This window comes from Chloroflexota bacterium (genome assembly GCA_026710945.1).
In the GTDB taxonomy this organism is placed as follows: domain Bacteria; phylum Chloroflexota; class UBA11872; order VXOZ01; family VXOZ01; genus VXOZ01.
This window is the reverse complement of sequence record JAPOQA010000002.1, coordinates 32,435-57,882: the sequence shown is the minus strand read 5'-3', so window position 1 is coordinate 57,882 and position 25,448 is coordinate 32,435. Positions and strand designations below refer to the sequence as shown.

Sequence of the window (25,448 nt, the reverse complement as noted above, 5' to 3'; positions counted from 1 at the left end):
CCCGCTGCCCCGTTCCATCCAAAAGGGTGAATACGCTCAAAGCGGGAACTGTCCCCGGTAGCTTAGCCTCAACCGTAGCGCGGGGGCTTGTCCCCCGCTTCTTGGCACAACCAATGCCTACGTTATTTCGCCTTCAACATCGCGTTTCCCGCTGCCCCGTTCCATCCAAAGGGGTGAATACGCTCAAAGCGGGAACTGTCCCCGGTAGCTCAGCCTCAACCGTATCGCGGGGGCTTGCCCCCCTCTTGGCACAACCAATGAATCCTGCAAGGCCCTTTGCAATTCAAGCTAGTACTAGGAAGAATAGCGAGATGCCGACTCCGCGGCAAGAGGCGGCTAGCCGGGCGACCGGCAAAGGGCTGCAAGAATATCCACCGGCAGAGTGCGGCTAGCCGGTCCACCGTGGACCATGTTGGCGTGCTTCATGCTATAGCCGTATCGGGAGTTACGTCGCTATAATGAAAGTAGCAAGGAATTTACTAAACAGTTGCCGTCGCAGAGACGCCGCATGGCACGCCGTAGCCGCAGTGGCTGGCTGATCTACGGCAAGAAGAGCATTGCGGCGCAAGAGCGCAAAACGGCGCATGGCAGAGTCCCCCGAACCCTGAAGAGGCGTGCACACATGTCTGACGCAAGAAATTCCGCCGTCCAAACACCATATCTCACACTCTCCACCGGCTCGCTCTACACCTACGGCTTGGCGCGAACCTTCGAACTGATGCAGGGCTCCCCGTTCGACGGTGTGGAAATCATAGTTGATAGCCGATGGGACACCCGCCAAGCGGAGTACATTAAGGCGCTCACTGAACAGTGGGGCATTCCTGTACACAGCATTCACGCACCGTTTCGAACCATATCTGAGATGGGAGCCGACTACCCTAGCACGCTCAAGGCGACGATACGTTTGGCGGAACAGGTCGGGGCACGCACGGTCGTCATTCATCCGATTTCGCGGGGCACGCCGGACCTCGCCCAATGGCTGCAGCAAAACCTTGCCGGCTTGCAGGCACAGACTCCGATCCTGCTCACCGTCGAGAACCTGCCGCGAATGGTAGTGAAACGCTTGGGCATCTTGCAGCGGGACTTTCACGAATTCTGGCATCCGGATGCCATGCGCCCCTTCGCGGCGCTGACGATGGATACCACACACTTTGGCGTTTCGCAGATTAATATTTTGGATGCGTGGCAGCAACTAAGCGCCACAGTGCAGCACATCCATTTGTCTGACGAATACAATGGTCGCGAGCACCTCTTTCCCGGCGAGGGTACACTGCCGCTTGCCGACTTTCTCGGCGAACTAAGCCGCAGCCGCTTTGGTGGCATTGTCGTTGTGGAGTTACACCCCTTTGCGCTTCACGCAGGCCGCGACGACGAGAAGGTGCGCGATCGCATCCATCAGGCCGCGGCATTCTGCCGCGAACACCTCAAGATGGAATCCCGTCACGCGGAGCCGGCGGCACGGGCCGGTAGGTAGCAATTGCTCTGTGAGTTGAGGGCGCTCGAGCCGGTCACGCCAGCGCCGTCCGGCTCTGCTACGTCTATGCCCTCGGTCGATTCCTCATCCCCGCATCGAGTTTGGGGCTGGCTCAAGCCAACCCCCTCGGGAGACTCTTGCACAACTCACGCCGGCAGGCGAGAAGCTCCTTTCTCCTTCGGGAGTGCGGGGAGAGAGGGAACAGTTGTGCGGGGGGCATGGGTTACGCATGGTGCTCATCCAGCTAAGAGTTTTTCCATGGGCAATGGTGAAGCCCGTGCGCCCGAGCAGGTGTAACCCGGGAGTCCCATCAATACAGGGGGAGAGGCAGGCCATTGCCAATCGGCATGGGTGGTACAGGCGCCTGCTGAGAGTAAAGGCGCGGCCCTTTGCAGTCAGCGACATGTGGCATACCGCACGGCACTACATGCGATTTGGAAATCTCTTCGGAGTCCGACGCAAGAGTCGCGGTAAGAGCAGAGCCAACGCGAGCAGCCAGCCGATCAGACTCACGACAACGCCGATTTGGAACCAACGCGGCTGATATTCGAATACGATGGTATGCTCGCCTGAAGGCAGCAACACACCGCGCAAGGCGATATCCACGCGATGGATCTCCCTCGGGCTACCGTTGACGGTGGCAATCCATCCTGGAAAGTAGGAATCGGAGAGCACGAGCAATCCCGGTTGTGACGTCGTCGTTTGAATTTCCACGCGCAACGCGGATTCTGAAACTATCGTCGCTGCCACGGGCTCGCCGGTGACGCCGACGAGCTCCGGAATCGGTCGTTCCACAAGGACTTGTCGGGCCACGTCGATAGTCCGCAGCCGCAGCGGGTCATCGTCTACCACGGTCTCGTAGACTACAAAAGCTCTCGGCAAGACCTCGTTATTCTCGAATAGCAGGGGGCCGTCTGTACGGGCCTGGCCGATCAACTCCCACCCAGTTCCCGGCTCGGTTTGCTGGTGGTCGGTGACGAGGTAGCGCACACTGACCAATCCCCACAGTCTCGCATCGATCTGATCGATATCTACAAGCGATAGACTTTGATGCGGCGGAAACTCCATATCGTTGAGCAGAGCGCCGCGCAGGTCAGCGTAGTATCGGCTAGGCAGCAGACCGCCGTCGTGCCCGTCAGCGGTCGACATTCCCAATGGGAGATTGAGATTTGGCCGCAATTCGTCGCTGTACTTGCCATACACGATGGCAGGTTGCACCCAGGCCTCGGAGAGCGATTCCAATAGCTCTTGCCTTCGCGCTTCTTCATTCTCCAGAGGGAAGCGTTCTGCCGCGATGCTGATGTAGCGCGCTTCGGTCCAGTGTTGCGAGAGTTGCTGTGTAGTTTCTGAATGCGTGTATATCTCCGGCGGCATCACCTGATTAAATTCCAGGGGTCGGGAGGCAAAGAAGAGCTCTACGAGCACAATTCCTCCAACTGTGAGATAGGCCAGTACATTAGCCAGGCCGTGGTGAAGAACAAGGAGAATAGTCGCATAGATGATGACGGCAGTAGTTGCCCAGAACACAACCACCTTTGGATCCGGCAACGACTGTTCGGAACCGATGAGGTATAAGCGGCCAATATAGGCGACCAATAGGATTGTAGCTACCACCGTCCCTAGAAGGAGTTTCAGAGAGAGTTGACGCCGTTCTTCCGGACGCAGGTCATCGCGGAGCCGGTCTGCGCCAAACGCCGCCAGCGTCGAAAGGCTGAAGCTAACCAGGAAAAGCCAGCGCGCTGGCACACGAAATAGTGAAAAGCCCGGCAAGACTGTGTGAAGGGCAGTGAATAGCGGTGTGTACGTACCGAGAGCCAAGACAAAGGCCAACAACGCGATGAGTATAAAGAACAGCACCCAACGCTGCCACGTGACTTGCAGTGCACCGAAGAATGTAAGGATGGCGCCGCCTATACCGATATACCCAACTACTTCAATACCAGGCAGAGCCCAATAGCGAGGAAATAGAGACAACAATACCTCATTCGGACTGACTGCCAGCGCCGCTGATTCTTCTAACGGCAGGCCTCCTCGCCGGAAGGAGTGTATCGCTGCCTCCAGTGTCGGCAAGAGTTGGGCTGCGCTCAAAATACCGCCAATCAGGAGGAAGATTACCGGCACAAACAGCGGCCACCAGCGCGAAGTCTCTCCGTTAGGAGAGACTAAGGCTGAGTACGCACAGAACAACCCCAGGATGAGGATCGAGTAGTAGAATTCCTGCGTATGCCCTGCTGTGAAGCTGAAGGCGGTAGCGATGCCGCCAAGTATGAGCCAGGTGGGAGTTGGTGATGTGCTGGCGCGAATTGCACACAGCAAGAGCCAGGGAAGCCAAACCGCAGTGTGCAGTACGTTCACTTGTCCGATGTGCGGCAATAAGAAACCGCCTAAGCCGAAACACAAGGCGCCGACCCAGGCAGCGAAGACCGAGGTGCCAAACCCATACCGCAGGAATAGGTACATTCCGGCCAATGCCCACCAGATGTGCAGCACGACACTCCACGTGAGTGCCGAAGCGAATGAGAAGAGCGTAAAGAGGAAGTCCGGTGGATAGAGGACGGCGGCCTGGATATTGGCAAGCAGGGGAGCACCAAGGAATATGAGGGGATCCCATAGAGGCAGTTCCCCCTGATTGATCAAGTCGCGAATGTACGCCTTGTACGGGTAGAAACGCATAATTAAGTCTACGCTGCCGATCACTCCCAGCCCGAAGACCGACTTCCAAAAGAAGACGAGCACCAGGAGCAGGAAACTACCCAGCGCGACTAAGTCAATTAAGAATGGTTGTCGCTGTTGTACATTCATGGGCTACGCAATGAGGTTGTCGTGGACAAGCTGCTCGGAAGTCTGAAAGCGGCCGCTTGAGAGGGAGTACTGGCTGGGGCCAGCCAGTACTCACCGGCATACGCTACTCGCTTGTGGTGCACGTGTTCAGGGGTTTTTCGTTGCATTGGGTTTCTTCCCTTGAAGACCAATCTCTCTTTACGGCAGCTTCTAATTCTCTGGAGATCCCGGTAACTGAGAACTAGGCGGTGGAAAGACAGCAGGAGATTGCCGCGAGGGCTCGTAACGTTTCATCTGCGAGCGTGACGTATTACCTTCAGAGTAGACGATACTATATGGCAGGCCATGCGGTCACCAAGCCGCTTCATATATGGCAAGAATTTCCGCAGGGCTGTAGTCGCGCACGTTATTGTCCAGGAGACGCCGAATAGTATGGGCTTCTTTCGCCAGCGCGGGTAGCGTGGCATCTTGCATGCCGATTTCGGCAAGGTGTGTCGGCGTTTTCAGCGAATGGAGCAGACCTTGCACGGCGTCAAGCAGAGCGTCGCATTGAGCGCCCGCGCTGCGAGAGTCTTGCTCGGTGCAAAGGGCGACGTAGGATTCGGGATTAGTCGCCACATTCTGTCGCAGCACATGCGGGAGAAGAATTGCGTTGGCAATGCCGTGGGGGATGTTGGTCCGTCCGCCCAGCGGGTATGCGAGGGCATGAACCGCGCCTGCGCCCGCATTTGCAACGGCAATGCCGGCATATAGGGCTGCCAGCGACATATCGCTGCGTGCCTCCATGTCGTCCCCGTCCTCTAGTACGCGCGGCAGCGACGTCAGGATGAGACGAAAGGCTTCTCGAGAATACAACCGGCTCATGGGGCTTGCCCGCCGCGCTGCATAGGACTCTATCGCGTGCGTTAGCGCGTCCAGACCGCCTGCGATTGTGATGCTTGCCGGTAAGCTCCGGGTAAACGTAGGGTCAATGATGGCCACCACCGGGTGTACGTAGCTGCCCGCCAGGCGGCACTTGCGCCCGTTGACCGTGACGATGGCCCCGGTGGTCGCCTCAGCCCCCGATCCTGCGGTGGTGGGCAGGAGATAGATTGGCAGTCCCGGCGCAAGGCTTTCGTCTTCACGGTCGAGAAAGTCGGCCAAAGGCTGCGTACTTGAAGCAAAGCCACCCACAATCTTGGCGCAGTCGAGCACACTGCCGCCGCCCACACCCACGACTAGTGATGCGTGCTGTGCAGCGGCAAACGCGCGACACCGCTCCACGTCGTCGAGATGGGGTTCCGGTGGCACATCTTGAAAGAGAACTACTTCGCTCCCAGCAGCAGTCAATGTGCTCTCAATTGTTGTCGCCACACCGGCAGCGACGAGCCCGGGATCTGTGATTAGCAAGACACGCTCAGTCGAGCGCGCGCGCAAAAGCGCAGGGAGCCGATGGTGAACTCCGGGCCCAAACTCAATAGCTTGCGGAATCCGAAAGGAGAATGCCTGAGACAAACGTGAATCCCCTTCGTTGCCCACCCCAGCCCAGACGGACTGTGCTCAATATTGTAGCACATTGTGACGGTACATAGAGCCGCCCGCACGCAGTGCTAACCCAAGAGCCGTACGATATCTCGGTAGGTAATAAGTACCGTTAGGGTAAGCAGTATGATGATTCCTGCAAAATTGATGGCCGCTTCCCGCTTTGGGTTCATTGGGCGTCCGCGCACCATCTCCACAATCGTAAACACAAAGCGGGCGCCATCGAGGCCGGGAAAGGGCAAGAGGTTGATAATTGCGAGGTTTATGCTCAAGAACCCCGTGAACGTGAGTAAGCGGGAAAAGCCGGAACGCGCCACTTGTCCGGTAAGTGACGCAATGCCCACCGGCCCCAGTATATCCCCCTCTTCCGTGCCCTGTATGAGGCTGGCGACGCCCAGGCCAATTAGTGCAAACATCTCTCCCGTGCGTTTCACGCCGAGCCATACCGCCTCCCACGGCCAATAGCGCTTGAACGTCTGCTCAGGCGCCAGTACGATGCCGACCGCCAGGCGCTCTATCTCTGGATTGTAGGTGGGTGTCACGCGCAGTGCCTGCTGCCGTCCGTCCCGGTCGATCGTCAGGCGAATCGGGGTGCCGTCTTGCGTGCTGCCTATCTGCTCGCGTACTTGCGCCATTTCAGTAATGGCCACATCATTGATCGTGAGAATGCGGTCGCCTGCCAGGAGGCCAACCGCCGCAGCCGGGCTCTCCGGAATCACTTCCTGAACGAATATGCGATCCGTTAGCACCGGCTCTCCAAGCATAAAGGCAAGGGAGAAGAGCACCGGCGCGATCAGGATGTTCATGGCAACGCCTGCCAGTATGACAACCGCGCGCTCCGCCGGCCGCTTACTCATAAAGCTGCCGGGCTCCGCTCCGCCGAATTCTCCAAACATGCGCACAAAGCCGCCCAGCGGCAGGAGATTAAGCGAATAGATAGTCTCGCCGATGCGCCGGGAAAAGAGCCGCGGCGGCCAACCGAAACCAAACTCCACGACATGGATGCCTACGCGCCGTGCCGCCACGAAATGGCCGATTTCATGGACGAGTATGAGGAGTGAAAGGACGAAGACAAAGGCGGCGATCGTGGTAAACATCGTTCGTTAAGAATCCTGTCTGGTATGAGAAAGCCCGTCATTCCCGCGCAAGCGGTAATCCATCTGCCCCAGTCCCTCGGACTCCGGCACTTGCCGAACTGACGGGAAGCTTTGCCGTGGCTTCCAAGAGTAGTTGCCGGGTCTCAGCGGCGACGGCGAGCACGTGATCCAATGATTCTACCGGCGTGCTCGTATGAGACTCCAGTGCCTGTGAAATAATGCGTGAGATGTCCAAGAAACCTATTTTGCCCGCTAAGAAAAGCTCAACGGCAACCTCGTCGGCGGCGCAGAGCACCGTGGGCGCCGTGCCGCCGGTTTCCGCCGCTTGGCGGGCAAGCGCGAGACAGGGAAACCGCGCGCTCTCCGGCGCGGAGAACTCCAGCACCGGCGCTCGTGCAAAGTCCAGTCCGCCCCAGTACGTCGGCGGGCGGTCCGGAAAGCTCAACGCATGCTGGATTGGCAAGCGCATGTCGGGGTGACTCAACTGCGCCTTAACCGCCCCGTCCGCGAATTCGACGAGTGCGTGCACAATGCTCTGCGGGTGGATTACGATATCGATCTGCGTATACGGCAATCCGAACAACCAATGCGCCTCGATGATCTCGAGGCCTTTGTTAAGCAGCGTGGCAGAATCTACGGTTATCTTGGCGCCCATGGACCACGTCGGATGCTGCAGAGCTTGCTCCGGGGTGACCTCTGCCAGTTCCTGTGCGGACGCCGTGCGGAAGGGACCGCCGGATGCAGCCAGAATGATCCGTCGAACTGTTGCCTGATCTTCGCCGCGAATGCACTGCCAGATGGCGCTGTGCTCGCTGTCGGTCGGCAGGACGGTGGCGCCGTGGGCGGCGGCCTGCCGCATGACCAGATCCCCGGCCATGACGAGTGTCTCTTTATTCGCCAACGCGACGTCCTGCCCACATTCCAGCGCAGCCATCGTCGCTCGTGCGCCGACCATTCCTGGCGTGCCCACAACGGTCACATCGGCCGCAACCGCTTCGACAAGTTGAACGATGCCGTCGTCTCCGGAGTGGATGCGCGTGGCACCGTCCACGTACTTCGCCGCGCTGCCATCTATACAGTAGGCTGCCTGCGGCTTGAACTCGGCAATTTGCGCAGCCAGCGTCCGTGCGTCTCTCCCCGCAGCGAGGCCGACGACGGCAAAGTCGTCAGGATTTGCGCGAATCACGTCAAGAGTCTGCTGTCCGATGGACCCCGTGGAGCCCAGCACCACCACACGCTTCATCGCAGGTTTTTCTTCTCAAGTTTCTAGGACGGTATTCTTCTCTTCCATTATAAGCGAGCGGCAGGTTGGTGAATGCGCGCAAGCCTCTGGTCGATGGAGTCCGTGCTAGGTAAACTGCACCTCAGATTGCGGCAATAGTGTGATTCTGCCATCTGTTCTCCTGGCCTTTTGGCAGAAGCGCAGGTTACAAACCTGCGCTACCGATCGTAAGACGAGCAATCGAGATACGAGATGCCGTAGCGCGGGGGCTTGTCCCCCGCTCCTCGTCGTAGAGTACGGCTACTGCGTAGAATACGGCTACGGTATCGAGTGCATTTTTCTTGATTGAGACCCTGAATCCTCGCTGCGGTCTGCATAATAGTTGCTTGCAACACACAATGACACGTGGGAGCAACGCAGTGAGATGTAGACGGACACCATACAAGCGACGTGAAATACGGTCTCGCGAATTGGCACGTCCGCGTCTCTGGTTCTTGGTTTCTTTGCTAATTGAGCACCCGCAGGTATCATAGTAAGCGTACGCAAACGCATCGGAGAGGAGAGCACTGGTGAGCAACGGCTTACACGCTGCCTTTACGGCCGTAGACATTACTCCCGATCAGAACCGACCAGGGACAAACGGAAAGAAGAAGGAACGCAGCTATCCGGTCTATGATCCCCTTAAGGCGCGGATACTGCTCCTCCAAGATGAGGAGCATACGGCTGCCATTGTGGCCGTGGACGCATTCGAGCTCGGCATCGACTTCGACGAAAAAGTAGCCGCTGACTTAGAATCCCGCGGCATTGCGCCCTTTCCCACGCTCTTCTGCCCTTCCCACATCGGCTCCACGCCCATCTCCAACTACGGCGCGTACATCATGATCTTCGCCCAAGACCTGATCATCGAAAATTACGAGGATGAGATCAGCGCACGTATTGCCGACGGCATTCAGGACGCGCTTGAGTCCTTGGTACCCGTGCGGATGGCGTCGCGCGGCGGGCATGCGCCTGACGTGTGCTACAATCGCCGTTTCATCAAGCCCGACGGGACAGTGCACATGGTCTTCAATCGTCAGGAATCGCCACCCGATCCGGCGTGGATCGAGCAAGGCAAAGACGACGAGGTGAGCGTGCTTCGCTTTGACTCATTGGATGGCGAGGCCATCGGCGCCTTCATCAACTTTGGCTGCCACGCGCTCTGCTCCACCGACAAGTACGGCGGTATTTCTGCCGACTATCCGCGCTATGTGGCGGACGTCTTTGGCGAGGTCGCCGGGCTGCCGGTTGTCTTTGCGCAAGGCGGGCTGGGCGACGTGGTGCCTATCGAGCGCGATGGCTTAGCGGCACGTCGCATCGGGCGTTCCGTCGGCGCGCAAGCGCTTTACGTCTTTGAGCAGATCGAACCCGAGCACACGCCGGCCATGGAAACGCACGTGCACGAAGTGGAAATTCCGGCGCGCAGGATACCGGAAGAGCCGGAAGAGCTGCGATTCAACTTCACGCGGATGCATGATCGCTACCACCGCTTCCTCTTCGAGTGGTACGAGCAAAACCCCACCATCCGGTATCCGATGAAGGTCATTACGCTGGGCGACACCGCGCTTGTCCACATGCCCGGTGAGTTATTCCACGATACGGTGCTGGCTATCAAGGAAGCGTCGCCGTTCCGGCATACAGTCGTCATCAGCCGGCCGACACGCGAGGTGGCCTACGTGCCCACGCCGGAAGCCTTCGACCAGGGCGGCATGGAGCCCAACCTCGCGGCCATCGCGCCATCCAGCGAGCCCTTGATCCGGCAAGCCGCCATCAATCTGCTGGCCGAACTGCGTGAGCCGGTGGCGGTCTGAGGCTGTGTATGTCACCCTCTCCCCGAGGGAGAGGGCCGGGGTGAGGGCGAATCTGAGCGTCGCGGCGCTCGTGGGAGGAAGCAAGGATCACAGCAGTCCTTCATCACCATGAATGTTGACGATCACCTCACCGCGGGGCGCAGACTACCGGCGCGGAAAAAGGAGCCAATCGCCGCCACTGCCTCTGTGTAATCTGTAGAGGCTATGGTGTTTCCTGCGAAGTGTTTTTCGTGATCCGATTCCGGAGCGGGACTCCAAGGCGGGGGCGGAGATGATGCATTCCCGCGCAAGCGGGAATGACCGAGGGCAGCATGCCGCTCCCACAGCAATAACGAAATCAAGGAGCATGACTGCATGGGAAAACTTGCGCTTACCGGCGGCTCGCCTGCAATCGCTGAACCGCTCGGCAAGTCCTGGCCGGTCTTTGGTGAGGAAGAACACGCGCTGTTGGAAGGCGTGTTGGAGAGCGGCATCTGGTGGCGGGGCGGGCACGCAGACCAAGACGATTCCCAAGTCGGAAGGTTCGAGCGCGACTTTGCCGCCTTCCAGGACGCCACGTACGGCATAGCTGTGGCAAACGGCACCGTGGCGCTGGAGGCCGCGCTGCGGGCCGTGGGTGTGGAAGCGGGAGACGAGGTAATTGTCCCTGCCGTTACCTTTGTGGCGAGTGCTTCCGCTGTGCTGCAGGCCAATGCCATTCCCATCTTCGTAGACTGCGACCCGCGCAACTACACTATCGACCCCAAGGCTGTGGAGGCTGCCATTACGCCAAAGACCAGGGCGGTGATGCCCGTAGACTACGGCGGCATGCCCTGCGACATGGACGCGCTGCAAGCCATCGGGGCCAAATACAACATCGCCATCGTCTCTGACTGCGCGCACTCCCATGGCTCGCAGTGGAAGGGCGTCGGTACCGGCGCAATTGGCGATTGCGGGGGTTTCAGCTTTCAGATGGGGAAGACCCTCACCACCGGCGAAGGCGGTATGGTCTTAACGAGTAAGGAGGAGGTGGCGCAACATGCATCCTCCTTCCACAACATCGGACGCTATCCGGGCCGCCCCTTCTACGAGCACCACATTCCCAGCACGAACCTGCGCATGACCGAGTGGCAGGGCGCCATTGGAAACGCACAACTCGCCCGCCTGGCAGCGCAGACCGCCACCCGCGAGCGCAATGTCACTTTCCTGTCAGAGCAGCTTGCGCAGATTGACGGTTTCTCGCCGCTCTACCGCGATCCCCGCGTGACCCGCTGGGGTTTCTACTTCTGGCACTTCAAGTACCATAGCGCGCAGTTCGGCGGCATCGCACGCGACACGGTCATGAAAGCCCTGAACGCCGAGGGACTGCGCGTGCACACGGGCCACACCCAACCGGTCTACCGCAACCCGATCTTCCAGGAGATGAACTTCGGCCGCACCGGGCATCCCTTTACGTGTTCGTTCTACGGCAAGGAGATCGACTATCGTAAGGTCTACCTGCCGGAAACGGAACGCATCTACGCGGAAGAAGCGCTCTGCCTCCCGCATGCGACGTTCCTGGGACCCCTAAGCGACATGGACCGCCTCCTCGACGTCCTGCACAAGCTAGCAGACCATCAGGACGAACTCCGCGCCTGGGAACGTGAGCAGCAGACCGATGCGGCGTCTGCCTAGGTCACGTGCGGCAATTCTATTGTGTATGGGTAACGCGAGACCGACGCCTAAGAATGGTGCGGCGCATACCAAGGCGCCTTGTCAACCGGAGCAACGAAACAGGTCTGTCATTAGTGAGAACCCCTAGGTCTGTCACTCCGAACGGAGTGAGGAGTCTAGAATATTGGTTGACTGAGCCGCGTGATAGTGGGTTGAGAACCCTAGATTTCTCGCTGCGCTCGAAATGACAGTAGGCTCGCAGTGACAGAAGGCTCGAAAAGACGGTGGGATCGCGATGACGGTGGGATTGGAGTGACGGTGGGGCTTGTGGAACCCCTGGGCTTGTCACTCCGAACGGAGTGAGGAGTCTAGGATATTGGTTGACTGAGCCGCGAGATAGTGGGTCGAGAATCCTAGATTTCTCGCTGCGCTCGAAATGACAGTAGGCTCGCAATGACAGTGGGCTCGAAATGACAGTAGGCTCGAAAAGACGGTGGGATCGCGATGACAGTGGGATTGGAGTGACGGTCGGGCTTGTGGAACCCCTGAGCTTGTCACTCCGAACGGAGTGAGGAGTCTAGAATATTGGTAGACTGAGCCGCGTGACAGTGGGTTGAGAACCCTAGATTTCTCGCTGCGCTCGAAATGACAGTAGGCTCGCAATGACAGTGGGCTCGCAATGACAAGAGGACCGAAATGACCGTGGGGTTGGGGTGACGGTGGGGACTGTTATTTCGTTACTATGACGGAGTGAGGTATACTTGACCCCTTAATCTGCGGCTGTAGCCATTGCGTCTATAGCCATAGTCGTACCGCTTGCGCTACGATGCCAAGCGCTGCACGGCGACCAAAGCCGGAGAGGTCTTGTGCGCCGACGGTCTTCACGCCAAGGAGAAATTAACCTATGGCTTCACAGCCGCTAGCCATTGACATCGAGACGACGCATCAGCCGTGGGAGGGCTTCGTGCCCGAAATCCAGGATTACCTGAAAGGCCGGGCAAAGAACGATGAAGAGCTTGCGGCGTTTCCGGGCCAATTGGCGCTGTATCCCGGCGCCGCGAAAGTTGTCTCCATCGGCATGTGGCGGCCCGGCGAGCAGAGTGGCGGCGTGCTCGTCAACAACCCGACCGGCGGGCGGGAATGGCATGAAATCCACGACGGCGCGCGCGTCTTCCATGGCAGTGAGGAGGAGATACTTGAGCAGTTTTGGCAGCTCGTCCCACAGTTCGGCACGATTGTCACGTACAACGGGCGCGGCTTTGACTGCCCCATCCTCATGCTGCGCTCCGCCGTGAATGGTGTCCGCCCCAGCCGCAACCTCATGCCCTACCGCTTTAGTTTCCGCGATCACTGCGACTTGCAGGAAGTCATGAGCTTCCACCGCGCCATTCAGCCGTACAGCCTGCGTTTCTGGTGCCACCAGTTCGGCATAGGCGATCCCAAAGAGGGCCTGACCGGCAGCGCAGTCCCCAAGGCATTTGCCGACGGCAGGTATGACGACATCGCCACCTATTGTCTCAAAGACGCCCGCGCCACGGCGGAGCTCTACGAGCGCTTGCTGCCGATGATCGAGACCATGGAGCCAAAGAGCCGAGGCTAGGGGGTGACGCCCCCGCTCCTCCCGCCGGGCGCGACCGACAGTCTGGCTACTGGCGCTCTACGGTCGCCTCTGCGGCTGCCCTCACGTTTATCAGTTCCACAGCCCGGCGCCTCACCGTCTCCCAGCACGTGTGACGCATCGAGAATCTCAATGCCGACGAGTACCTCTCCAGGGCCGACATCGAGGGCGACTTCCTCATTCAGCCGCAGCGTGCGGCACTCCTGCCTGCCCGCGATGAGGCGGATGTAAAGCGCGTCTGCCTCAGGGTCATAGCTGATTTTCATTGTTTTAACCTGACTAGCTACGTATGTTTCATTTTACACAGACAATGTACTCTTCTTCTGCACGGCGGCAGACTTGGTGTCTCCTTGCCGGTATTCCACAATCTCCGCTTCGGCGATGCCCTGCTGTACGAGAGACTCCACGTCCAATACAGATTCGGCGTTGCGGATGCCATTGAGGTCCGTGTGTATGGAGGGATTGGCAGGCACGAACAGCGCACAGCAGTCCTGATCGGGCTGGATCGAGATGGCGTAGGAGCCGATGCGTTCGGCCTCATCGGCAATTTCCTGCTTATCCATGCCGACGAGCGGTCGCAGGATGATCTGTGTGGCGGCGTCATCGATGGCGGTAAGATTTTCGATGGTCTGCGAGGCGACTTGGCCCAGGCTGTCGCCGGTTACCAGCGCCTGCGCGCCGTGCCGTTTGCCTAGTTCTTCCGCAATGCGCACCATAAAACGCCGGTAAAGCACAACGCGGTAAGGCGCAGGGCACGCAACGACGATCTGGCGCTGGATCTCACCCAATGGAACAAGGTAGAGCACAGTATCCCCTTGGTACCCGCGAATCACTTGCGACAACTCGCGCGCTTTCTCTTGGGAAGCGTTGTTGAGGTACGGGAACGAATGAAAGTGCACGAGCACGGCACGGGAACCGCGTTTTAGCATGCGGCAGGCGGCCACGGGCGAATCGATGCCGCCGGAGAGCAGCACCGTGACCGGCGCGCTGCAGCCAACCGGCAGTCCGCCGGGGCCGCGTATTTTGTCAAAGAAGAACAGGGCAAACTGCGGCAGCACTTCGACGTAGATCGTCATGTCCGGCGCGCTGAGGTTTCCCCCCGCGCCACTCGCCGCCTGCACTGCCGCGCCTAAGTTGACCGCTATCTCCCGCGAGGAAAGCGGGAGGTCCTTGAATGCACGGCGCGCGCGTACGGCGAATGTCTTGAAGGAATTCGCTTCCGGTAACCGATTCAGCACGCTCCGAATGAGGGTATCGAGGACCGGTTGCACTGCATACCCGCGCGCGAAGTTCACGACCCCAAAAACCCGCGCGATGCGAGCGCGCAACGGCTCCCAGGGGGCGTCCGGCTCCAGCCACAGCAGAATGCGTCCGCTGGCACGCTCGATTTGCTTCACACCCAGGCCCGCGGTACCTTGGCGCAGGTTTTCTTCGAGCGTACTCAAAAAGAACGGCCGGTTGCGGCCCTTCAGGCCCACTTCGTGATAGTGCACAACCACACAGGGCCGCATGCGCGGCTGACCCGGCGGTGTGGTTGGCTCTCTGTTAGGTTCGTTATTTTCAGTGGTCTTCGTCATCAATCGCACACTCACTCAAATTCTGAAGGGGGTACTCTTGTGGGACTGCGATGCGGCCGTCTTTTTCAAAGCGGTCTGCGACCAGCACCGGCTTCACGATACCACAGCCGTTCCGCAGGCCAACGACCATCCGGGGCCCCGGCGGTTCTATCGCTTGAATGCCGCGTACAACCAGCAGACGGAGTAGCAAGTCCGCGTTCTAGAGTCAGCGCATCCCGAAGGCATGCTGTCCCACTTGCAAAATATACGAAGAATCGGGATTAGGTTGTCGGACACGGAAGCCTACGTCTACGGCGCAATCTACTCCGCGAAGCTTGGCCTCATCCTCTTCAATCTCTGTTTCGCGGCAACGAACATGGAATTCACCGTCGGCAGGATCTTTTCGATTATCAGCTATTCAAGGGAGTTCGTTGAATCCGCATTGGTGCTGCCGGCAACTCTGCAAAGTTGGTCGCGGCTATCGGAGATAATTCAACGCATGAACAGGGCAAATGATCCGGCTTAAGGTCTACACTCATGCCCTATGCAGGAGGCGCATTTGCGGCTGCCGTGAGGATTCGCCGGAGCGCTCTCTGTAACTCGTGCAAGAAACGCCGCGACACTGCGCATGTGTCCGCGTCCTCCGGCCTTGTGCTACTCTTACGGTAGGATAGTTGTCCTTCTAAGGCACACGAGGACGACGTAAAAGATGGATACCTTCTTTGCTGCATGGCGGTTGGCAGCGCAATACTTTGCAAGAGGCATTTCATTGGTGCGTCCTCACATCGCCACCTACGGACGCCTTACCGCATTGTATGTTTCGCCAGCGCTCCTCGTAGCCGCACTGACCGTGCTCATTCCTGAACCTAACGGCTGGCAGCAAGTGCTGCTCTACTTCCTGCGCTCGCTTACTGTCGTACTCGGCACGCTAGTAGTTATGGTGCTGGTGGCGTATCACGCGCAGGGACGCGCAATAGGTGTGGTACAAGCGAGCAGAATTGCGCTGCATTGGGTGTTTCGCTACCTTTGGACGAATGCTCATACCAGCCTCATGTTCTGGATTCCGTTCAGTGCGCTCGTCTGGCTGCATGCCAGACAGAAGGATATAATCCCGCTGGGGGATGGCGTCCAACCTTTTGCAGATGGATTCTGGTGGATTGCTGCAGGTGGCGTGGCGCTTGCCATTCACACGCGCACCATGCTGGCGCCCTTCTTTGCCGTGCACGGTGATCTGCCGGGCACGCTTGCAACCGTCGAGTCCTGGCGGCTGAGCGGGCGCTCGTTCTGGGTGTGCATGAGTACGCTTGTCCTTGCGAGCGCACCCATCGCGCTTCCCCTCGGCCTGGTAGGCGGTGGGCTGCTGCTCGCCCTCCCGCATGCTACGCGAGCCTTGCTCCTCGTTGCCCTGCCAGACCTCACGTGGGCGGCAATTCAGCTGATCCGTCCACTGCTTATTCCAGCCGTCTTCCTGCTCTACAAGGATTATTGGGGCTTACAATCCCCTGGCGGGGGGGAAGAGACACCGCTAGCCACTGCGCCGACACTTGCGCGCCCTATGCTGGCGATTACGAGACCACTGCCGCACCTGGGCCGTTGGGAGTAAGTCGATACCATGGGAATCTGCGCCGGCTACAAGGCTAGTTCCCAATGGGATCAGTGACATTGCCGAAGAGTGCATGCAAACGCGCGTAGTCGGCATCCGGCAGCGTGGGGTCCTCGAGCGCCCGCAGGTTGTTTTCAAAGTGCTCCAGATTGGCGGTGCCGCTCAGCACCGTGCTCACGGCGGGATGCATCGCCGTGAACTTGTATGCCGCGCTCGGTATGGAATCCACGTTGCCATGGATCAGCCAATCGAGAGGCGCAGAAGGAGGTACGGCGTCCGCGGCCACCAGACCGCGCTGCTTCAGGTCTGCAACCGTCTGTTCCAGGCGCGCCGGCACGGCGAGGACGCGCCGCACGGCAAACATGATGAAAACTCCCACATTGTGTTCCAGGCATTGCGGATATACGAGATTATCGGCGCTTTGATTGAGCATGTTGTAGCCGACCATGGCTGTGTCGAAGTGGTCGTCTGCCAGCGCCATCTGCAGCGTTTCGTGCGCGCCGTCTTCTCCGTATTGCTCAGTGATGCCAATCCAGCGGCACTTGCCCTGTTCTTGCAGCTTCAGCACCGTTGGCAGCAAGCGTTCCATCACCGCGCGGTATTGCTGCGGACGTACGCCGTGGAACTGAAGTACCTCGACGGAATCCGTTTGCAAGCGACTGAGGCTGCGCTCTACCGAAGCCACCACGTCATCCGGCGTGGCGACCGCGCCATCTTGCTCCGGCGTGAACTTCGTCGCCAGGTAGTAGCGATCGCGCGGCACGCCTTTGAGCGCCCGTCCCAGGATGGCCTCGCTGTCTCGGTACCCGGCGGCAGAGTCGAAGATGTTCACCCCTACGTCGAGCGCCCGCCGCACGAGGCGATGGATGTCGGCCTCCGGCACACCGGAACTCTGCCCAAAGTTGCTGGGTCCTCCGGTTCCAATGCCGAGCAGTGAAACCTCTAAGCCAGTGCGACCTAACGTTCGATAGCGCATCCGAAATCCCTTCTCTCGACAGCATGGGTTCTCAACGCATATTATACGAGAGGGGCACGATACCGTGCTCTATGAGGGCATCGATCGGAATCATCCCTGTATGTACCGCTCGGAGGATCCGGTGTCCCCGCTGAATGTGTGCTCCTAGTCTGGTTGAATCCGATTAGATTCATAGATACAGGGCGTTCTCGAACGCCAAACATGTGACCCGTTGATTTGCGGTAAGCGAGTTTACCCTAGTTCCCGCCCCATTAGGTCCGGTGCCGTGTGATTGCAGAATTCCGCACGTTGCGGTCCTACTGGACTCAAATAAATTGCGGGAAGCCATTGCGTGCAGAGGAGAAGACCGAGCATGCCTATTGAGAGAGAATTGCCCATGACATCACGAAACCAAGGAGCGCCACGGTGGCTGAGATGCGCTCCTGCGAGGAGAATTGTTTAGTGCAACGCCGCACGGTGCTCGCAAGCATTCTTGCGGGGTTTCTGACACCTTTGCTCACTGGCTGTGGTGACGATAAGTCCGGCGGGACATTGCGCATCCAAATGCCACTGCCGAACGAGCTTGACCCGGCGACGCTGCAATCCGATCTCGACGCCCAGTTAGCGGCCCACGTGTACAGCGGACTGGTTGCGCTGAATGCTGAAGGGGATCCAATCCCTGACCTCGCGCAGCGTTGGTCGATGTCAGCAGATGGCCGCACGTATCAATTTCCTCTGCGTCCGGGTCTCCGCTTTCACGATGGAGAGCAACTCGTTGCCGCTCACATCAAGGATACGTGGGAGCACCTCCTTGATCCTCGCTTCGAGTCGCCGCGGGCGCGACTATTCCTCGGCAATATTGTGGGTTTTGCTCAGTACCGCAATGAAGTCGCCCAGGACATAAGCGGTGTACGCGTCGTCAATGCGCGCACGCTCGAAATTGACCTCATCGAGCCCGATCTTACATTCCCCACAAAACTCACGCACCCGACCACGTATGTCCAGGCGCCCTCTGGGATAGGGAACGGTGCATCGCCACAGGGCAGCGGCCCGTTTGCTGTTGTAGATTGGATTCCCGGCGAATTATTGACCTTGGCACGGAGTGAAGGCTTCTATGGTTTTGAGCCGCTGCTGGATCGGATTGAGATCACCGGTAGGGTTGGTGCGCAATCCCTGAGCGGCTATGCTGACGATTCCCTGGACATTCTGTACGTTGACGCGAACGACATTGCGGCAGTGCTTGATAGGAATAATCCTTTACATAAAGACTTGGTTATCCACGATGCTCTCGAGATGACGTTTCTCGCCATGAACAACCGCATTCCGCCCTTCGATGACGAGGGCGTGCGTCAGGCATTTGCCTTTGCCATTGACCGCGCGGCCATCGTTGAGCAAGTATTCTCCAATACCGTGGGCAAGGCAACTTCGCTCCTCCCACCTTCGCTGGCGCACAACGGCGACGCTGAAACCGTGGATTTTGACATTTTCAAGGCGAGGCAGGCGCTGGCGGAGTCCCGGTATCGCGATGCCAGCAACCTGCCGGAGGTCACGTTTACCGTACCGGGCACGCGCGGCCCGACGCCGCCTACCATGACGGCGCTGATCAATATGTTTCAGGAGCATCTCGGCATACGAGTCCGCATCCAGCGCGAGCCCTGGGCCACATTCGCCGGCAACCTTGAAACCCGTGAGAATCCCTATCAGCTCTTCCTATTCACGCGGCAAGCCGACTATCCTGATCCGCAAGCTCTCCTCGATCCGCTCTTTCGCTCGACAAGTCTGACGAATTACAGTGGCTACCGCAGCTCGGAAGTTGACGCACTCCTGCTCCAAGCACGGGGAGAGCAAGACAAAGGCCGGAGAAGAACGACGATCGGAGAGATCGAACAGCGCATTGCGTTGGATGCGCCCGTGACACCGCTGTGGCACGGCAAGCAATGTGTACTCATCAAGCCTTGGGTGCGTGACGTGCAACTCTCCGCTACGGCGCGACCATGGCTGAATCGAGTCTACCTGGATTCCTAGCCGCGGAGACTCGTTGCATCTGTGAAGAGAAGACTCGGCAATTGGTATCTGCGGTCTTGACTCCGCCGGCTGTTCAATCACAGAGTTGCACACGGAAAATCTGAAGATTATGCATTCAAACTCTTGCGCACCAAAAACTGTTGTGGTACGGTGAATTTACCGTAGTAATGCGCCAAATCCTTAAATGGAGCGGGGGACCCGGCAATTGGGGTGAACCGCAGTCGTGCGGAGGGTGACTCTTTCCACCCTAACCCGACAGCTAACCTCGTAGGCGATAGGAAGAGCTTTAGGCTGGCAAAGCCGAGGAAGCTCTTTTGTCGTTAAGTGGACGCACACATACTGCACCCTTCTCTTCTCGGAACGGTAACGTCGCTCCAGGTGTACTGCCACTCACCCACGCCCAGTGCCAACTACGGATTCCGAGGGATTCATGTCCAGATGGTTCACTAAACTTGCTTGCCTCCTGAATGCTCCTCCTGTTCGCACCACCCCACACCGGCCCTTTCCCCCAAGGGCCGGTGTCGGTTTAATGCCCGGGGCAGCCATCGACGCAAGGTGAGTCTTGCAGCAGGCGCGGGCTTGCAAGAGGCGCATGTACCGCGAGTATCTCAGTCTTGATTCGTGTAAGACGACTGATGCGGCCAAGCGGCCCACGGCAGACTTCTGTAGTCTTTGACGTTCTCACGAGCGTCATGAGGCTCGCCGGCATGCGACCGGAGTCTGTCGTGGCCGGCCTGATATGCCAGGACCTGCAAGCACTAGCGCCTCGCGGTGCCAAGATGAGTGTCGGTTTGGCGGCATGTTGGGGGACGGGGCGCTTCACCTGTGTCACGAGGCCCAGTTCGGCTTATACTGTATTTAAGACCTCCTGCCGCGCCGCGAGTTGGTCGCACCCTGGGTTCCGGGCGCAAAGAAGGCCTGACGGTCGTTAAAGCGCACGATAGTCATTGCAAACCGGCAACGTGCGCAAACCGTCGCCATTACGGCGAGACGTTTAGTTGAACGCCAGCCGGTGTTGTCGGATGAGATGGGTCTACTGCCAACGAGCCTGGCAGCGAAGACTCAACGAGTCGCATCAAGTAGTCTCGGCGCCTACCAAGATAAGGAAGCGAAGCAACGCCCGCATATGTCAATGAAGACACCGCAGCAACCTTCCCTGACCGTCTCCCTCGTGCTGCCTGCACTGAATGAGGCAGACAATATTGCGGCTACGGTTGACGACTGTGTGCAGACCCTACAGCGGGTAGCCCAAGACTATGAGGTCATCGTCGTTGACAACGACAGTACCGACAATACCGCGGAGATCGTACGACAGATTCAATCTGCGAATGCCCGCGTCCGGCTGATCCACCAACCTATTCGCGGCTATGGTTCCGCGATTTGGGCGGGCCTCAAGGCTGCACAATGGGAGATTGTCGGCTGGCGCGACGCCGACACACAATATCGCACGGCCGATATTGTGCCCATGCTCAAGGCCCTGGATACCTACGACGTGGTGGTCGGCCACCGCGTGCAGCGCCAAGACCCTTCTCACCGCCTGTTGTTCGCACTGCTTTGGAATGTACTCAATCGAATCCTCTTTGGCTTTGTGGTGCATGATGTGGACTGCGGTTCCAAGATCTTTCGGCGTGAGGTGGTGGAGACGCTTGACATCAAGGCGGCAGGCGCGGTCTTCAACACCGAGTTTCTTGTCCAAGCCAAGCGCGCCGGTTTCGGTGTCGGCGAAGTTTCGATCAGCCACTTGCCGCGCCACGCCGGCGAGAATACCGGCGGCAGCCTCCGCGTTATCCTGCGCGCCATGCGAGAGGTGCTGCGGTTGCGATGGCGCCTCTTAAGGGAACCGCGACCAACACGGAACTAACACGCGGGCACTTTCCCGAGAAGGGGAAACTTCATCAGTGTCTCTACCACTTTCCCCGATGGATGAATGTACGTGCGATGTTGACAATCCTCTGGGAAGATGTGGAAGAACGTCCGGACATAGCGGCGCTGCTCAAGCGTCTGCTCACCGCGGCTCGCGTTGCTACGTGCACCGCTGCGTCGGTCGAAGTCACGGTATTGCTAACGAGCGACGCGCGCCTTCAGGAACTCAACCGTACCTACCGCGGCAAGGATGCGCCTACAGACGTGCTCTCATTTGCCCACCGCGATACGCGGTCCCCGGACGCAGGTTGCAAACCTGCGCTACCGCCGGAGAATTGCGAATACTTGGGTGACATCGCGATTTCATTGGCGCGGGTGAAGACCCAGGCGGCAGAATACGGCCACAGCGAGGAGCGTGAACTCGCCTACCTGTTCGTCCACGGCTTCCTGCATCTGCTCGGGCACACGCATGACCAAGATGCCGCCTATACGAAGATGCGCGCGCGGGAAGAGGCCATTCTCAACTCAGCCGGCCTGCCGCGTTCTACCAGCCCAGCGTAAACGTGAGCTTTGATCTCACGCGCCGGTGGTGGGCAAGAGCAAACTACTCGACCGCTTGCTCTTGGTGGTGCCGATAGTCAGACTCAATACCGAGCCATATGGCCGCAGTGAGGCCGAGCGCCTTTTCAAATTGAAGTGCAGTTTCGGGACCAATAGGGGCTGCACCGGCGACTATCGCGCTGATAAGCTTGGGCGAGCAGCCGCACCGCCGGGCAAGTTCAGACTGCGAAATGCCCCGTGTCTCAAGGTATTCTTCCAGTACCCAGCCCGGCGAAACCACATAGTCTGGACTGTATTGATTGGCTGGCGTGTTCATCTTCCTTACCCTTGTTCAGTAATAGTAAACTGCGAGTAAATCACTTTAGCCGCATCGCCAAAGCTACGGCGGATACCAGTCAGGATTGTATCGGCGGGCGTAGAAGCGCGTGGCTTCGGACAAGTCCAGGTCGGCGATGAGCAGGTCTTCCTTGCCGTAGGGAACGGATGCCATGAGGTTGCCCTTGGGGTCGATGAGGCTTGTGGCTGAGTTCTGATAGCGCATCGCCTGGTTGACACTGGCAAAGTAGATGCCGTTCTCTCCGGCACGGCACTGCATGGCCTTTTCGTAGAAGGACTCCCCCCATGTCGTAAGCACATTGCCCTGCCTGTCGCTGCCGGTAACCTGGGGTTGAAACACAATGCGCGCACCGCGCACGGCGGGCCAGCGTACGGTTTCCGGGTACCGCCAGCCCTCATGGCAGATCGTGATGCCGAAGACCGCTCCTGCGGTACGAAAGACCCGCCGCTTCCCGTCCGGCACGTAGTTTCTCGATTCTCCGCCCGGCGTAATCTGGTTCTTCGTTTGGTAGCCCAGCAGCCGCCCGGCTGCGGATATCACCACGGCGCGGTTTTCCAGCCCCAGTTCGCTCACCCATTCCAATCCGACAATAGCGGCAACACGGTGGGTCCTACAGGACTGGCGCAGGCGCTTGAGCGCTGCCTCCATCACGGCTTGGTCTACCGGCGGCAGATCGAAGCTCGCCCCGCGCAGTCCGGGCAGATAAGCTTCCGGGAAGCACACGATGGCAACCTGTTCAGTGGCGCACCTGGCGAGGACGACGTCGATTTTCTCGGCGCCGTGCAGCACGGAGTCCGGTTGTCTCAATGGCGCCAGACCGATGCGGATCGTATTCATATGAGTGCACTATCGTTCAGATAGGTAGCAGTTATAGGACTAAGTATGCGGCTTGTGAGACGTAGCGCGCAGCCGATGGGGCGCAGCCCAGTATCGAACCGTATTCGCGGAATCTCGGGACCATGCTTTACACCTATACACAGTTCATTGGCTTCAGCACTCTAGATTCCGCGCTAAAAGCGACAATCCGCTGCGCTCCGTTCGGAATTGTATGTGTTGAGTAATTCGTTGACAGAATCCGCTATCCACTATGAGGAGTTGACGGTGCATGTCATTCCGAGCGGAGCGAGGAATCTAGGGTCCCTTCTCAACGCACTTTAACGGCTTCAGCACACTAGATTCCTCTCTTCGCTGCGCTTCGTTCGGAATGACATGTGTACTAGTCATGTCTAACACTGCGAAGGGTTGCTTTTGTTCTCAAATCTGTCAACGAATTAGTCAACACTTACAGGAATGACAGGTACTTCAGCACAACGGAGCAGGTAAGCCAGAAGCTACCGTTTCCGGTCTTTCATTTCTTTGCAGTTGGGGGGCACTGCAATGTGCAAGATGACAATGGCTGCGCACGGGCCCTGATTCGCACGGGCCTATGCGGCACACGCAAGGAAAACGCACCTTGCCAATTCCACCCGCACGATCCACCCAATCGCAACCAGAATGCCCGTTAGAACGGCGCGCCGTTCGTCTGTTGGGACTCCTGCTTATCTTCAAACGCGAAATACTGGTTAAGGAACTTTAGAGTCACCGTTCCCGTAGGCCCGTTACGGTGTTTGGCCAGGATGATGTCCGCCTCGCCCTTGCGTGGCGAGTCTTCGTCATACATCTCGTCGCGGTAAACGAACATCACTAGGTCTGCATCTTGCTCTAATGCCCCTGATTCGCGCAGGTCGGAGAGCATGGGGCGGTGATTCTCCCGCTGCTCCACGGCACGGGAAAGTTGTGAAATTGCGATCACGGGAATATCTAGTTCGCGCGCGAGCGCCTTAAGCGAGCGCGAAATCTCGGAGATTTCCTGTACGCGGTTTTCGCCGCCGCGGCGGCCTTGGATGAGTTGCAGGTAATCCACGATGAGCAGGCCGATGTTTGCTCTCGCTTGAAGTCGCCGCGCTTTCGTGCGCAGGTCCATGGAGTTGAGAAAGCCGCTGTCGTCAACGTAAATCGGCGCCTCGGTCAAAGCTCCAACCGTGCCGGTCAGGTTCTCCCATTCTCTGTCGGTCAGCTCGCCCAAACGGAGACGGTGAGAGTCGACACGGCCAAGCATGCAGAGGAATCGCTGAGCGAGCTGTTCGGCCGACATCTCCAGGCTAAAGATGCCCACAGGTACACGTGGTTCTATGATAGCGAGTTTGCTGGCGATGTTTAGCGCCAAGGTTGTCTTGCCGGTAGATGGTCGCCCGGCAATTATGACCAAGTCAGAGCGCTGAAGGCCAGCAGTGATCCGGTCTAGCTCGAGGAAGCCCGACCGGATGCCGGGCGCCGGTTGCTCGCCTTGACGCGCACCTACCAGCTTTTTCCAATACTCATCCACTATGGGGCGAATGTGCACGAAGTCTTGGTCTGCGGCGTGACGGGCGAGACTGAAGAGCACCTGCTCAACCTTGTCCATGGCATCTTCGACGTCAAGCTGCATGTCGTACCCAATCGCCGCGACCTCGGCGGCGGCGCTGATGATACGCCGCATCACCGCGTGCCGCTCGACGATGTGCCCGTAATGTTCCGCGTGCACCGACGTCGGGGTGACGTTGGCAAGGGATGCCACGTAAGTCTCGTTGCCGACTTCCTCGATGAGAGAATTGCGGTTCAACTCATCGCAGATAGTCACAAAATCCGTCGGCTCCCGGCGCTCGTACAGGGTAAGTCCTGCCCGGTAGATGTGTTGGTGCGCTTCCCGGTAGAAGTCTTCAGGCTGCAAGAACTGTGCCACACGCTCTATGGCCTCGGGATCGATGAGCATGCTGCCCAATACCGCTTGTTCGGCCTCGATGTTTTGCGGCGGCAGGCGTCCGGTACTGGAGTTGGCGATGAAGTCGGACGCCACTTACACTTCCTCTTTTTGCACTTCCACTGAGATCGCCGCTTCTATGGCGTGTCCGAGCTTGATCGAAACCGTAAAGGTACCGAGGTCACGAATTGGCTGCTCCAATTCAAGCGCATGCCGATCGATCTCGATTTCCGTCTGTTCCTTGATTGCCTCGGCAATCTGCTGACTGGTGACCGAGCCGTACAGGCGATCTTGTTCACCGGCGCGCGCGGTGACGACGATGGTCGAGCCGCTGAGCTTGGCTGCAGTCTCCGCGGCCTCCTGCCGTTCCGTCGCCGCGCGCCGCACCGTGGCGGCCTGTTGATCCTCCCACAAGCGCTCGGAGCCCTTGGTTGCCTTTTGGGCAAAGCCGCGCGGGATGAGGAAATTGCGCGCGTGACCGTCGGCAACATCCTTCACTTCGCCAGCCTGACCAAGGTCCGGCACGTTCTTTAGCAAGACGACACGCATAGATTGAACTCCTTAAACTCTCTGAGGT

At 58.6% G+C, this 25,448-nt stretch carries 20 protein-coding genes, 1 pseudogene and 1 riboswitch; of the genes and pseudogenes, 9 read left to right on the top strand and 12 right to left on the bottom strand.

Annotation, left to right across the window (positions count from 1 at the left end):
• The first annotated feature begins 622 nt into the window (after nt 1-622).
• Nucleotides 623-1,474: a sugar phosphate isomerase/epimerase gene (locus OXE05_00475; protein MCY4435792.1), complete on the top strand. Its 852-nt coding sequence runs from the start codon at nt 623-625 to the stop codon at nt 1,472-1,474.
• A 423-nt stretch (nt 1,475-1,897) separates the two neighbouring features.
• Here OXE05_00475 and OXE05_00470 read toward each other — a convergent pair whose 3' ends face one another.
• The 4 genes from OXE05_00470 to dxr all read right to left on the bottom strand — a co-directional run bounded on the left by OXE05_00470 (nt 1,898) and on the right by dxr (nt 8,116).
• The gene (locus OXE05_00470) at nt 1,898-4,276 is read right to left on the bottom strand and encodes a YfhO family protein (protein ID MCY4435791.1); all 2,379 of its coding nucleotides are present in this window, start codon (nt 4,274-4,276) and stop codon (nt 1,898-1,900) included.
• A gap of 330 nt (nt 4,277-4,606) precedes the next feature.
• Entirely contained in the window at nt 4,607-5,773 is a 1,167-nt protein-coding gene (locus OXE05_00465; GenBank protein MCY4435790.1) for an iron-containing alcohol dehydrogenase, read from the bottom strand.
• Nucleotides 5,774-5,844: 71 nt separating this feature from the next.
• On the bottom strand, nt 5,845-6,873 hold the full coding sequence (locus OXE05_00460; protein ID MCY4435789.1) for a M50 family metallopeptidase: 1,029 nt from the start codon (nt 6,871-6,873) through the stop codon (nt 5,845-5,847).
• 37 nt (nt 6,874-6,910) lie between these two features.
• Nucleotides 6,911-8,116, bottom strand: coding sequence for a 1-deoxy-D-xylulose-5-phosphate reductoisomerase (dxr, locus tag OXE05_00455; protein MCY4435788.1), 1,206 nt, complete (start codon nt 8,114-8,116; stop codon nt 6,911-6,913).
• Nucleotides 8,117-8,664: 548 nt separating this feature from the next.
• On the opposite strand from dxr, the gene OXE05_00450 reads away from it, so the two are divergent.
• From OXE05_00450 to OXE05_00440, 3 genes are all read left to right on the top strand, one after another.
• Nucleotides 8,665-9,942, top strand: a complete 1,278-nt coding sequence (locus tag OXE05_00450; GenBank protein ID MCY4435787.1) for a hypothetical protein — start codon at nt 8,665-8,667, stop codon at nt 9,940-9,942.
• A gap of 354 nt (nt 9,943-10,296) precedes the next feature.
• The gene (locus OXE05_00445; protein MCY4435786.1) at nt 10,297-11,595 is read left to right on the top strand and encodes a DegT/DnrJ/EryC1/StrS family aminotransferase; all 1,299 of its coding nucleotides are present in this window, start codon (nt 10,297-10,299) and stop codon (nt 11,593-11,595) included.
• A gap of 883 nt (nt 11,596-12,478) precedes the next feature.
• Nucleotides 12,479-13,174, top strand: coding sequence for a ribonuclease H-like domain-containing protein (locus tag OXE05_00440; GenBank protein ID MCY4435785.1), 696 nt, complete (start codon nt 12,479-12,481; stop codon nt 13,172-13,174).
• On the opposite strand, the gene OXE05_00435 is transcribed toward OXE05_00440, so the two are convergent.
• Genes OXE05_00435 through OXE05_00425 form a run of 3 tightly spaced genes read right to left on the bottom strand, consistent with a single transcriptional unit; the run spans nt 13,171 to nt 14,959 of the window.
• Nucleotides 13,171-13,458, bottom strand: a complete 288-nt coding sequence (locus OXE05_00435; GenBank protein ID MCY4435784.1) for a DUF2283 domain-containing protein — start codon at nt 13,456-13,458, stop codon at nt 13,171-13,173. The two genes, OXE05_00440 and OXE05_00435, sit on opposite strands and share 4 nt — an antisense overlap.
• Before the next feature lie 33 nt (nt 13,459-13,491).
• Entirely contained in the window at nt 13,492-14,769 is a 1,278-nt protein-coding gene (thiI, locus tag OXE05_00430; protein MCY4435783.1) for a tRNA 4-thiouridine(8) synthase ThiI, read from the bottom strand.
• Nucleotides 14,753-14,959 carry a hypothetical protein gene (locus OXE05_00425; protein ID MCY4435782.1) on the bottom strand — a complete coding sequence of 69 codons (207 nt, stop codon included), beginning with the start codon at nt 14,957-14,959 and terminating at the stop codon, nt 14,753-14,755. Before OXE05_00425 ends, thiI begins: the two co-directional genes overlap by 17 nt.
• 12 nt (nt 14,960-14,971) lie before the next feature.
• Here OXE05_00425 and OXE05_00420 point away from each other — a divergent pair.
• Together OXE05_00420 and OXE05_00415 are read left to right on the top strand one after the other, a co-directional pair.
• Nucleotides 14,972-15,274, top strand: a pseudogene (locus tag OXE05_00420) (ABC transporter six-transmembrane domain-containing protein).
• Nucleotides 15,275-15,457: 183 nt separating this feature from the next.
• Nucleotides 15,458-16,351 (top strand): hypothetical protein, encoded by an 894-nt coding sequence (locus OXE05_00415; protein MCY4435781.1) that lies wholly within the window; start codon nt 15,458-15,460, stop codon nt 16,349-16,351.
• A gap of 34 nt (nt 16,352-16,385) precedes the next feature.
• On the opposite strand, the gene OXE05_00410 is transcribed toward OXE05_00415, so the two are convergent.
• Nucleotides 16,386-17,327, bottom strand: coding sequence for an aldo/keto reductase (locus tag OXE05_00410; GenBank protein MCY4435780.1), 942 nt, complete (start codon nt 17,325-17,327; stop codon nt 16,386-16,388).
• Nucleotides 17,328-17,768: 441 nt separating this feature from the next.
• Here OXE05_00410 and OXE05_00405 point away from each other — a divergent pair, with 441 nt between their 5' ends.
• The 3 genes from OXE05_00405 to ybeY all read left to right on the top strand — a co-directional run bounded on the left by OXE05_00405 (nt 17,769) and on the right by ybeY (nt 21,755).
• Nucleotides 17,769-19,331 (top strand): ABC transporter substrate-binding protein, encoded by a 1,563-nt coding sequence (locus OXE05_00405; GenBank protein ID MCY4435779.1) that lies wholly within the window; start codon nt 17,769-17,771, stop codon nt 19,329-19,331.
• 160 nt (nt 19,332-19,491) lie between these two features.
• Nucleotides 19,492-19,620, top strand: a riboswitch (cyclic di-AMP (ydaO/yuaA leader).
• 837 nt (nt 19,621-20,457) lie between these two features.
• The gene (locus OXE05_00400) at nt 20,458-21,192 is read left to right on the top strand and encodes a glycosyltransferase family 2 protein (GenBank protein ID MCY4435778.1); all 735 of its coding nucleotides are present in this window, start codon (nt 20,458-20,460) and stop codon (nt 21,190-21,192) included.
• A gap of 77 nt (nt 21,193-21,269) precedes the next feature.
• A complete protein-coding gene (gene ybeY / locus OXE05_00395; GenBank protein MCY4435777.1) occupies nt 21,270-21,755 on the top strand; it encodes an rRNA maturation RNase YbeY in 486 nt (161 codons plus the stop codon).
• Between the two features lie 43 nt (nt 21,756-21,798).
• Here ybeY and OXE05_00390 read toward each other — a convergent pair whose 3' ends face one another.
• From OXE05_00390 to rplI, 4 genes are all read right to left on the bottom strand, one after another.
• Entirely contained in the window at nt 21,799-22,071 is a 273-nt protein-coding gene (locus OXE05_00390) for a HigA family addiction module antitoxin (GenBank protein ID MCY4435776.1), read from the bottom strand.
• A 63-nt stretch (nt 22,072-22,134) separates the two neighbouring features.
• Complete coding sequence (locus OXE05_00385) at nt 22,135-22,929, bottom strand: carbon-nitrogen hydrolase family protein (GenBank protein MCY4435775.1); 795 nt, start codon at nt 22,927-22,929, stop codon at nt 22,135-22,137.
• Nucleotides 22,930-23,593: 664 nt separating this feature from the next.
• Nucleotides 23,594-24,967, bottom strand: a complete 1,374-nt coding sequence (gene dnaB, locus OXE05_00380) for a replicative DNA helicase (GenBank protein ID MCY4435774.1) — start codon at nt 24,965-24,967, stop codon at nt 23,594-23,596.
• Nucleotides 24,968-25,420, bottom strand: coding sequence for a 50S ribosomal protein L9 (rplI, locus tag OXE05_00375; protein ID MCY4435773.1), 453 nt, complete (start codon nt 25,418-25,420; stop codon nt 24,968-24,970).
• Between the last annotated feature and the right edge of the window lie 28 nt (nt 25,421-25,448).

What these genes read in the sequence shown, in the direction of transcription:
- OXE05_00475 (MCY4435792.1), top strand. Translation starts at nt 623, where the DNA reads ATGTCTGACGCAAGAAATTCCGCCGTCCAAACACCATATCTCACACTC.
- OXE05_00470 (MCY4435791.1), bottom strand. Translation starts at nt 4,276, where the DNA reads ATGAATGTACAACAGCGACAACCATTCTTAATTGACTTAGTCGCGCTG.
- OXE05_00460 (MCY4435789.1), bottom strand. Translation starts at nt 6,873, where the DNA reads ATGTTTACCACGATCGCCGCCTTTGTCTTCGTCCTTTCACTCCTCATA.
- dxr (MCY4435788.1), bottom strand. Translation starts at nt 8,116, where the DNA reads ATGAAGCGTGTGGTGGTGCTGGGCTCCACGGGGTCCATCGGACAGCAG.
- OXE05_00445 (MCY4435786.1), top strand. Translation starts at nt 10,297, where the DNA reads ATGGGAAAACTTGCGCTTACCGGCGGCTCGCCTGCAATCGCTGAACCG.
- OXE05_00440 (MCY4435785.1), top strand. Translation starts at nt 12,479, where the DNA reads ATGGCTTCACAGCCGCTAGCCATTGACATCGAGACGACGCATCAGCCG.
- OXE05_00435 (MCY4435784.1), bottom strand. Translation starts at nt 13,458, where the DNA reads ATGAAAATCAGCTATGACCCTGAGGCAGACGCGCTTTACATCCGCCTC.
- thiI (MCY4435783.1), bottom strand. Translation starts at nt 14,769, where the DNA reads ATGACGAAGACCACTGAAAATAACGAACCTAACAGAGAGCCAACCACA.
- OXE05_00415 (MCY4435781.1), top strand. Translation starts at nt 15,458, where the DNA reads ATGGATACCTTCTTTGCTGCATGGCGGTTGGCAGCGCAATACTTTGCA.
- OXE05_00410 (MCY4435780.1), bottom strand. Translation starts at nt 17,327, where the DNA reads ATGCGCTATCGAACGTTAGGTCGCACTGGCTTAGAGGTTTCACTGCTC.
- OXE05_00400 (MCY4435778.1), top strand. Translation starts at nt 20,458, where the DNA reads ATGTCAATGAAGACACCGCAGCAACCTTCCCTGACCGTCTCCCTCGTG.
- ybeY (MCY4435777.1), top strand. Translation starts at nt 21,270, where the DNA reads ATGTTGACAATCCTCTGGGAAGATGTGGAAGAACGTCCGGACATAGCG.
- OXE05_00390 (MCY4435776.1), bottom strand. Translation starts at nt 22,071, where the DNA reads ATGAACACGCCAGCCAATCAATACAGTCCAGACTATGTGGTTTCGCCG.
- OXE05_00385 (MCY4435775.1), bottom strand. Translation starts at nt 22,929, where the DNA reads ATGAATACGATCCGCATCGGTCTGGCGCCATTGAGACAACCGGACTCC.
- rplI (MCY4435773.1), bottom strand. Translation starts at nt 25,420, where the DNA reads ATGCGTGTCGTCTTGCTAAAGAACGTGCCGGACCTTGGTCAGGCTGGC.